At 44.0% G+C, this 7,469-nt stretch carries 6 protein-coding genes and 1 pseudogene; 4 read left to right on the top strand and 3 right to left on the bottom strand.

The window, feature by feature from the left end; genetic code table 11:
• Nucleotides 1-140 precede the first annotated feature (140 nt).
• Complete coding sequence (locus GZ78_RS08910; RefSeq protein WP_152558630.1) at nucleotides 141-3,071, top strand: WD40 repeat domain-containing protein; 2,931 nt, start codon at nucleotides 141-143, stop codon at nucleotides 3,069-3,071.
• Here the strand turns inward: GZ78_RS08910 and eutB are convergent.
• Nucleotides 3,072-3,296 (bottom strand): annotated as a pseudogene (gene eutB, locus GZ78_RS28840) (ethanolamine ammonia-lyase subunit EutB); the annotation flags it as partial.
• 350 nt (nucleotides 3,297-3,646) lie between these two features.
• Nucleotides 3,647-3,853, bottom strand: coding sequence for a cold-shock protein (locus GZ78_RS08915; protein WP_034834845.1), 207 nt, complete (start codon nucleotides 3,851-3,853; stop codon nucleotides 3,647-3,649).
• Nucleotides 3,854-4,426: 573 nt separating this feature from the next.
• Here GZ78_RS08915 and GZ78_RS08925 point away from each other — a divergent pair.
• The gene (locus GZ78_RS08925; protein WP_034834848.1) at nucleotides 4,427-5,386 is read left to right on the top strand and encodes a hypothetical protein; all 960 of its coding nucleotides are present in this window, start codon (nucleotides 4,427-4,429) and stop codon (nucleotides 5,384-5,386) included.
• A gap of 2 nt (nucleotides 5,387-5,388) precedes the next feature.
• Complete coding sequence (locus GZ78_RS08930; protein WP_034834850.1) at nucleotides 5,389-5,763, top strand: hypothetical protein; 375 nt, start codon at nucleotides 5,389-5,391, stop codon at nucleotides 5,761-5,763.
• Between the two features lie 36 nt (nucleotides 5,764-5,799).
• On the opposite strand, the gene GZ78_RS27310 is transcribed toward GZ78_RS08930, so the two are convergent.
• Nucleotides 5,800-6,945 (bottom strand): tyrosine-type recombinase/integrase, encoded by a 1,146-nt coding sequence (locus GZ78_RS27310; RefSeq protein WP_051785983.1) that lies wholly within the window; start codon nucleotides 6,943-6,945, stop codon nucleotides 5,800-5,802.
• A gap of 301 nt (nucleotides 6,946-7,246) precedes the next feature.
• Here GZ78_RS27310 and GZ78_RS08940 point away from each other — a divergent pair.
• Nucleotides 7,247-7,469 (top strand): IS1 family transposase (locus GZ78_RS08940; protein ID WP_269078752.1); only part of this gene is annotated, 223 nt, incomplete at its 3' end.

A 7,469-nucleotide genomic window follows, 5' to 3' on the forward strand; every position in this document is an offset into this window, starting at 1 on the left:
AAGCAGACGTATTGGGAGGTGTAACTCAGGCATTGATGAGTGGCTGCCCCTCCTCTGATTTTATGGAGAGGCAATAAATAATGGAGAGGCAATAAATAATGGAGAGGCAATAAATAATGGAGAGGCAATAAATGTACTGTATGAAAAAAATAACATTAATTTGTTTATTGCTTTCGATTTTTTTGCTGTCTGTCACTCACTGCTTAGCGCACCCGCAAGCGGTATTGAACCAGTACGAGACACACTTCCAACATGTTAATACAAGTGGATTCCTTAGGATATTGGCTGAAAATCCGTTAAAGAACCAAAGTCACATTGCTCGCCTTTTATTTCACATAAAGGGGCGAGCAGGACAACAGGTAACCCTGTGCGGACACCCAAAAGGAACTCATAATGCCTATTTGATAGAAACGCAACCAGATCGCCGAGTGTATGTTTTAACCAATGAAGATGCCTGGTTTGTTTATGACTCAGCGGTTCTTGCATACTGCACAGAGAATCGATCGTCATCTAAGTTTTTATCTCGATCAACGGAGCCGCAGAAGCTCAGAGTCTACCAATTATCAGACCATGATGAATCCATTCTATCACTGCTTCCTGACTGGGATACTCAAGAGAGGTTGATGAAGGTTTCAGGAGGCACAACTTTTTTTTATCAGCCTCCGCCTGATTTTAAGGGACCAAAAAGAGGGGCTTTCCTGCTATTCGATGATATTTTTTCTATTGACATCCAACCGGCCCTTTTAAATATTTTAAGTTGGTTCCGTCAGGATATGACAGAAGACGATTATTCCAATCTGTCTGTGCATCTTTTGGCACCAGGACATTCACCTCTTGTCTTAACACTTTCCCGAACAGAGTTTAGGCGTTTTCTTTCAGATTACGAAGCAACCGGACAATGGCAATTGCTATTTCAATGGTTGAAATCGATTAGCGGTACTCGAAACCAGTTATTGAACTTTTCACTCGATGTGCTGGGGGATATGCAGGACCAATGGTATCTGGATCATATAGAGAATGTAGCTGCAATGGTGTCACAAATAAATGACTTACTGACCTTGCCTGAGAGCCAAATTCATCTGGATATTGAGGTAAACTGGCTTGAAAGCACGCTCTTAACTTCAGATATAAGCGATGAAGCAACCACTAGCTTTCTTGAAGGCGCCGACGTTATAGAAGCGGTCATCGCAAGTATTGAAGAAAATACAAGCTCAGGAAGTTCAACGCAAAGCGATAACGACACTAATAATGAGAGTGATCATAATGAGAGTTCGTCGTCTGAAGCGTCAGCGTCAGGAACCGTTGTAAATACCTCCTCCAGCACAGGCAACTCAGGAGACGATGACCCACCGCCCCCAACAGCAGAACATACATATTCCAATAATTTCTGCGAGCTCTGTGCGGGTTATTGTCGATACAGAAATGAACAAAGCTATTCGGCGGAGCAAAGTCAGCAACTGATACCTGCTATTCCAGAGCGAGAGGAAAAAACAAACAGGTTTGTTGCACTTACCCCGGTGAGGTTGCCCGTGTCACTCCAGATTGGAAATAGCCTTATTCCTCAACCTCCTGTAGCAAACAGTTGGTCAGATGCTGGCAACATAGCCCATGAAACAAGTTCCTTTCCCATTCACTTGTTGCCTCCCAAAACTCTTGAACAAATTTTTAATTTTCTCAGTTTAAAAGATATTGTGAGACTGTATCACCTTTTTCCTGATATTCGTCCATGGGCTGCAGAGTATCTCCCGAAGCGGATACTGAAAGAATACTGCGGGAACTCAGAGACTCAACAGTATTGCTGGCTGAAGATTCATTTTCCAAACGGGGTGCCGGAGGAGAAGAAGGAAGAAATCCAGTTGTTTTTGAATAGTCATAACCTTCCACAAGCCATTAAAGATTTTGCTGATAAAAGCACAATTAATGCATTGGCTATATTCGACTATTTGAAGAACAATAATCAACTAGCGCAGCCCAAAGTGCTAAACAAGCTCAGGGGTCCACGAAAAGACGATCCCACCAGCTGTTTGACCATCAGTTCAAGCGGTCAACGGCTGTTTGCCGGGGACAATAAAGGACATATCACCATATGGTCTCCGTCAAAACCCAAGATGCCCTGTATTAAAGATTGGAAGCATCATAGTTACAAAGTTATCGCCATCAGCGAAGTTCTTGGGCATATCATTACGGCAGGAGTATATAGAGAAATTAAAATTCTGTCATTAGATGAGATTCTCTCTCGCCCTGGTTTACACCCTGACGCTGGCTCTGAACCTTATAATAGTGGTGAATTTAGCACTACTCATGAGATTCAGGCTATGGTGGTATGGAGCGAAGCGAGATCCCCGGAGTTGATCAATATTGCCGTCAGTCAGAAGGGAGGCACTATCACGCTACGGCAGCTGAAAATCCAGGGGTTAAATGTCGAACTCACTAAGCGTTTATCGATTGGGGATGCATGTAAGGGAATTAGTCTGGCTTTGGCTGGCAATGATCGATTATTGAGTATAGAAATGCATTCTGAAAAAAAAGAACATCTTCTGAAAATATGGGATGTCAGTACTGTTCTTGACCCTGAATGTTTAAGAGTTATTGGTAAGGACGAAGGCTGCACATTCTCTTTTGTTCAAGGGATGCCCGGCTACTTCAGAGCCGTGCAATCCTATTTAGGGAATTTTGAGCGGGAGATTGGAGAAGTTACTATCAGAAATATTGATCCGGCTGTAACACCTCCCGACTGGTTGCTTGAGGGTAAGCACCGTAAATCTGATACCATAGGGTGCATTAGCTTACCTAATAGGTCGGCTTTCTGTTTTTTATTTTCATTTTCATCTTCATTTACATTTACATGTTGGATGGACCATTACAAAGAAAGCAGGTTCTTAATTAAAAATAAAATCAGCATTAAGGATGGAGAGCTTGATAAAACATCCATAAAATTCGCTCTTCCACTTTATGGTGGCTTGGTGTTGATTGTTTTATTTAACGACAAGATGTTAGTAGTTGATTTTCTGGAGACGCCCGCTGAAGGAGATGTTAGGGAGTCCCGGAACATCATACAGGAGCCATTCTGATTATAATTGGTAAGTGGTCATATCGACCCCATTGTTCATGCCATAACTGACTTCACTGCCCTGACCGGTTTCGAAGCACCTGAACTGGCTTTTCCTGTCTGCCAGCACGCCGTCTTTCTCCATAATGCGATAAGCATTATTGATATACCCGATGCTGACATCAAAGGCATTATTCATTGCGGAACGGTTACCCGCCAGTGACTGGAACAGAATTTCTACCGGCGCACCTTCTTTAACTCGATCCTAAGGATTTTCAGGGCATAATCGTACAATAATTTGGAAGCCTGTACTTCAAAGAAGGCGTAGGTTCCATTCTGCCAAGGTCTTTTCCAAGCATGTGACTGACCGAAATATTCTGACAGGTCGCCACATCTAAAGCGCCTACTGTTGGTGCCGGGTCGATGGAGGACTTTCACCACCCAGTCATCCAGCCGCCACCATGCGTACTGGAACAGCGCCGGTTGGCGCTACGCGCCATACTCGGCGCACCATAAAAAAAGGCAACACCCTTAGGTATTGCCTTCTTAGCTTCACACTATGTGAAGCAGTAAGCTACATTAGATGCAGCTCAGTCTTTACAGAGGACGGATGTCTTCTGCCTGAGGACCTTTCTGGCCCTGAGTAACAGTAAATTCAACCTGCTGACCTTCAGTCAGAGTCTTGAAACCGTCGCCAACGATCTGACGGAAATGGGCAAACACGTCAGGACCATTTTCCTGAGCGATGAAACCAAAACCTTTCTCTTCGTTGAACCACTTAACAGTACCGGTAGTAGTAGACATAATCATATCCTTAGTTTTGTAACATAAAATTGCCTTGTCGTGCTTTTTAACAAGATAAGGCGGTCGAGCTAGAAGTTTTGTTATTACTTATGGAAGAATATGGCGAGCTACTACACTCGGAACATCAAATCTATACATAAAGAATCAAACACACTTATAACGTGGTGCCCATTTTACATGGCTTCGAGCTTTCAGCAACAAGTATAAACCAATCAATATCAACGGCAAGTACTGAATCAACATCAGCTTGATTAGTAGTGCTTTTCCAGCCTGATGATTTGTACTATCCGCCCCTCATAAACTTCACCTAAATGACCTTATTCATAGACGGCATTGTATTGAGATTCAGACCGCCATGATTCGACTCTACCAGTGCAAGGCAAGCCCCTCTCAGGAACGACCCACTGCGGCTCCAGCTGAAACTGTCGACATCGGACTTGCTCTCATAATATTCAACTGGCCAATAAACAACATTTTATTGTTTGTCGTTTTCTGGCATGATCGACTTGCTGAGAATATACAACATCAAACAATACACTCTTCAGTGTCGCATGAAGTAGAACAGGACGTTCAATGAGCCAGATAGTCTTATGTAACCAATCATTAAGCTCAGGATATCTGAAAGATACCTGCGGTATTGAAACTAATCTTGTACACGGTCTGAGCTGCCAGAAACCCGGCACCCTGCAAGCCTTTACTCCTTACCTTCTGAACAAGGATAAAAACCGAGATCAGCAGCAGATCATTAACCAGCTTTCACCCAAGCCTGTTGCAGAGGAACTCACCAACCTGTCACTCTCATTCGGGGGCGATAATACCCTTGCTATTGCAGAAATCACCAAACAACTGAAAGATTACAATATTGGGTTGATAGGTGCCTCCACCAGTGTTTACGCGGATCGCGTCGGAGGCTTCGCCAAGGCTATCAAAGAGTACCAGGATGCACTCATGGCCTACCGCTCTGCACTGAGCAGCCCCGCGAACAAGAGAGTGGCTCGTGATAACGCCCATAAAGCGTTCCAAAAACTTCAGATTCGTTTCCGGAATGAACTCAACGCCATCAACTCTGCTAACAAAGCAAGACGTGGCACTCCACTGACCAGCGCCTCACGCGCCACCAATATCGCCAGAAGCAGCCGAAATACAACCAGCCTCAATGTCAGCTCACAGGTTCAGGCCAGCAATCTGGTTAAACTCACCCAACATGCCAAGTATCTGGGTAATGGGCTGGCTGTTATAGACTTCGGAAGTCGTATTGGCAATGTACACAACAGCTACAAGGCTGGCGGGAACTGGGAGCGGGAGCTGTTTATTGAGTCGAGTAGTTTTGCGGCAAGTGCTACAACCGGCTCAATCGCTGTAAGTGCTGGTCTTACTCTACTTTTAGCAGCAACTCCTGCAGGTTGGGTTGGACTAATAGTAGGAGGGGCTTTGGTTGCGGGCACTGCAGCCGGTGCTTCTATGTGGGTTAACGGACAAGTTAAAGATAACGCTGGCAGTTGGTATGACAACATAATGAGGGCTATTAAATAATCATGGGCCTATTTTCATCACTTTTAGCCATTGCCATGTTCATATGTTTTCTCGCATGCATTATGTTTGTTGTTTTCGGACAGGTCACAGTAAGAAAACTCAGAAAAAAACCGGAAACAAAGGATGCTCTTGGTACTGAGTTTGCCAGCGGTTGGGATATCCTTAATGTAGCAGGAGCCTTGTCGACCCCTAGGTTCTTGAATAAAAAAATGGAGTCCAGTCCTCTGGCTTTTTTACGTGCAGATTCCGCCTTGCTGTATAAACATACCAGTCGGCTGGATCGAATACTGGGTAGAATATTCTTCATCTTATATTCTACCTCTGGATTTATGTTCATTGGATTGATGATTCTAGACTTATTAGGTTTTTTTGATTGAAAGCCACACTCCAAGTATCCATAAAGTCGTGAAGATTCATAACGAATCTTCACCCTTGTACATAGCCTTCGGGTTATTCCCTTGTGCGGCATTCTCACCCCAGAAACCAGCTTCTATCTCCTTGCAGCGACTCCAAAGATCAGGCGGATCTTTATGAATCAAGTGAGTATATCGCCGTAAGTTATCCCAGGTTTTATGTCCGCTTCTGATGGCTACTTCCGGAATACTCATATTCTGTTCAAACAGTCGGGAAATGCCATCATGCCGGAATGAATGAAAACGAAGCTCAGGAAAGCCCAGCTCTTTGGTTCGGTCGGAAAAACGGGTCGCTATTGTGTTTGCCCGGTATGGAAATATTCGGTCTTCTCCCTTGAACCTTGGTTGCAAAGCAATAATTTCCAGACACTCTTTTGAAAGCGGCACTTTATGGTGGTTGCCGTATTTCTTCTTTGGATCTTTTCGATCCCGAACGATCACAAAACCATTCTCAACGTCCAGATCACTGTGCCTGATCCGGCAAATTTCTCCTTCACGGAAACTGCTGTAGATACTGAACAGCATCAAATGGTGGTAAGGCACTGTTGCTCTGGCTAATGGATAACCTTTTAAAAAGCTCTCATACAGCTCGTAAACCTGAACTTCTGTAGGCCGAGTATCATCTTCCTTGGACTTACCTACCAGTTTCATTCTCCAGAGCTCCTTCATCACTTCGTCTGTGATGAATTTCCGGAAGTAAAGGCGCAACCTTTTCTGCCAATCCAGCGCCCTTCTCAGCACTGAAACATAGAGATGGTTGGTCGCAGGAGCAACGGTCTGGATACGCTCATCCAGAATATCGATCAGATCAGAATCCAATATCTCGTTGGAGCGCTTCTCACCGAGCCAGCTCTTTTCCCAGAACTTGATGGCCTGTAAATCCCGGTAGCTGATTCTTTGATCTTCAGGCAATGATTCCTGCTTTTTACGGTAGTGAGCCAGGTACTCCTTTAACTTGATGTCTCCGGTTCGGGATTTGGAAGACTCATATTTCAGGCTTTCCTGCTCTGATTTCTCGGCCTGTTCCAACATCTCTTTTTCTACCTGCTTTGCCCAGGCTTTTCCGGATGTGCTGTCTGGAAAGGTCAGACTTTCATGGGCGGAAAAGTTTTGCTTACGAACTGACACCTGATAGATGTAGACCATTCCCTTCTTTCTTTTTCTTCTTTGGCATTGAATTGTCATATAACACCATAGTCGTATTATTGTGATGAGCGCAGTATGCAAAACAGTATGCAATCGCACTTAGCTTATAGGGTATTATTGTGCCTTTTGGTGCCTAATCAGGCAAAACAACCCTATAAAAATCAATAAGTTAGACTATTATACTAATTATCTAATGAAATGTGGTATGAGTTTCACGAAATGGATTTTGACACGGATACCAACGACTTAGAGGATTGACGTTGGTCTTTGGGGACCAACCCCTTTGGTTCTCAACAGTCTGATGCACCACGAGACAGGAGCCATTCCGGATTATGTTTTTGGCAAACGCAGGGACAAGGTTTTCAAGAAACCTAAGGATTATTGGAGCCCTTTGGCATTGGGTGCTTTTATACCGATAACTGGGGAGCGTAATATTGACCAGGAAAAGCACACGGTAGACAAAAGGAATACACAAAAAATTGAGTGCACAAACCTGAATCTGAGAACTTATATTAAACGACTGA

This window comes from Endozoicomonas numazuensis (assembly GCF_000722635.1).
Taxonomy (GTDB): domain Bacteria; phylum Pseudomonadota; class Gammaproteobacteria; order Pseudomonadales; family Endozoicomonadaceae; genus Endozoicomonas_A; species Endozoicomonas_A numazuensis.

Bases quoted from the DNA above. Each gene is read 5' to 3' on its own strand.
- GZ78_RS08910 (WP_152558630.1), top strand. From the start codon at position 141: ATGAAAAAAATAACATTAATTTGTTTATTGCTTTCGATTTTTTTGCTG.
- GZ78_RS08915 (WP_034834845.1), bottom strand. From the start codon at position 3,853: ATGTCTACTACTACCGGTACTGTTAAGTGGTTCAACGAAGAGAAAGGT.
- GZ78_RS08925 (WP_034834848.1), top strand. From the start codon at position 4,427: ATGAGCCAGATAGTCTTATGTAACCAATCATTAAGCTCAGGATATCTG.
- GZ78_RS08930 (WP_034834850.1), top strand. From the start codon at position 5,389: ATGGGCCTATTTTCATCACTTTTAGCCATTGCCATGTTCATATGTTTT.
- GZ78_RS27310 (WP_051785983.1), bottom strand. From the start codon at position 6,945: ATGGTCTACATCTATCAGGTGTCAGTTCGTAAGCAAAACTTTTCCGCC.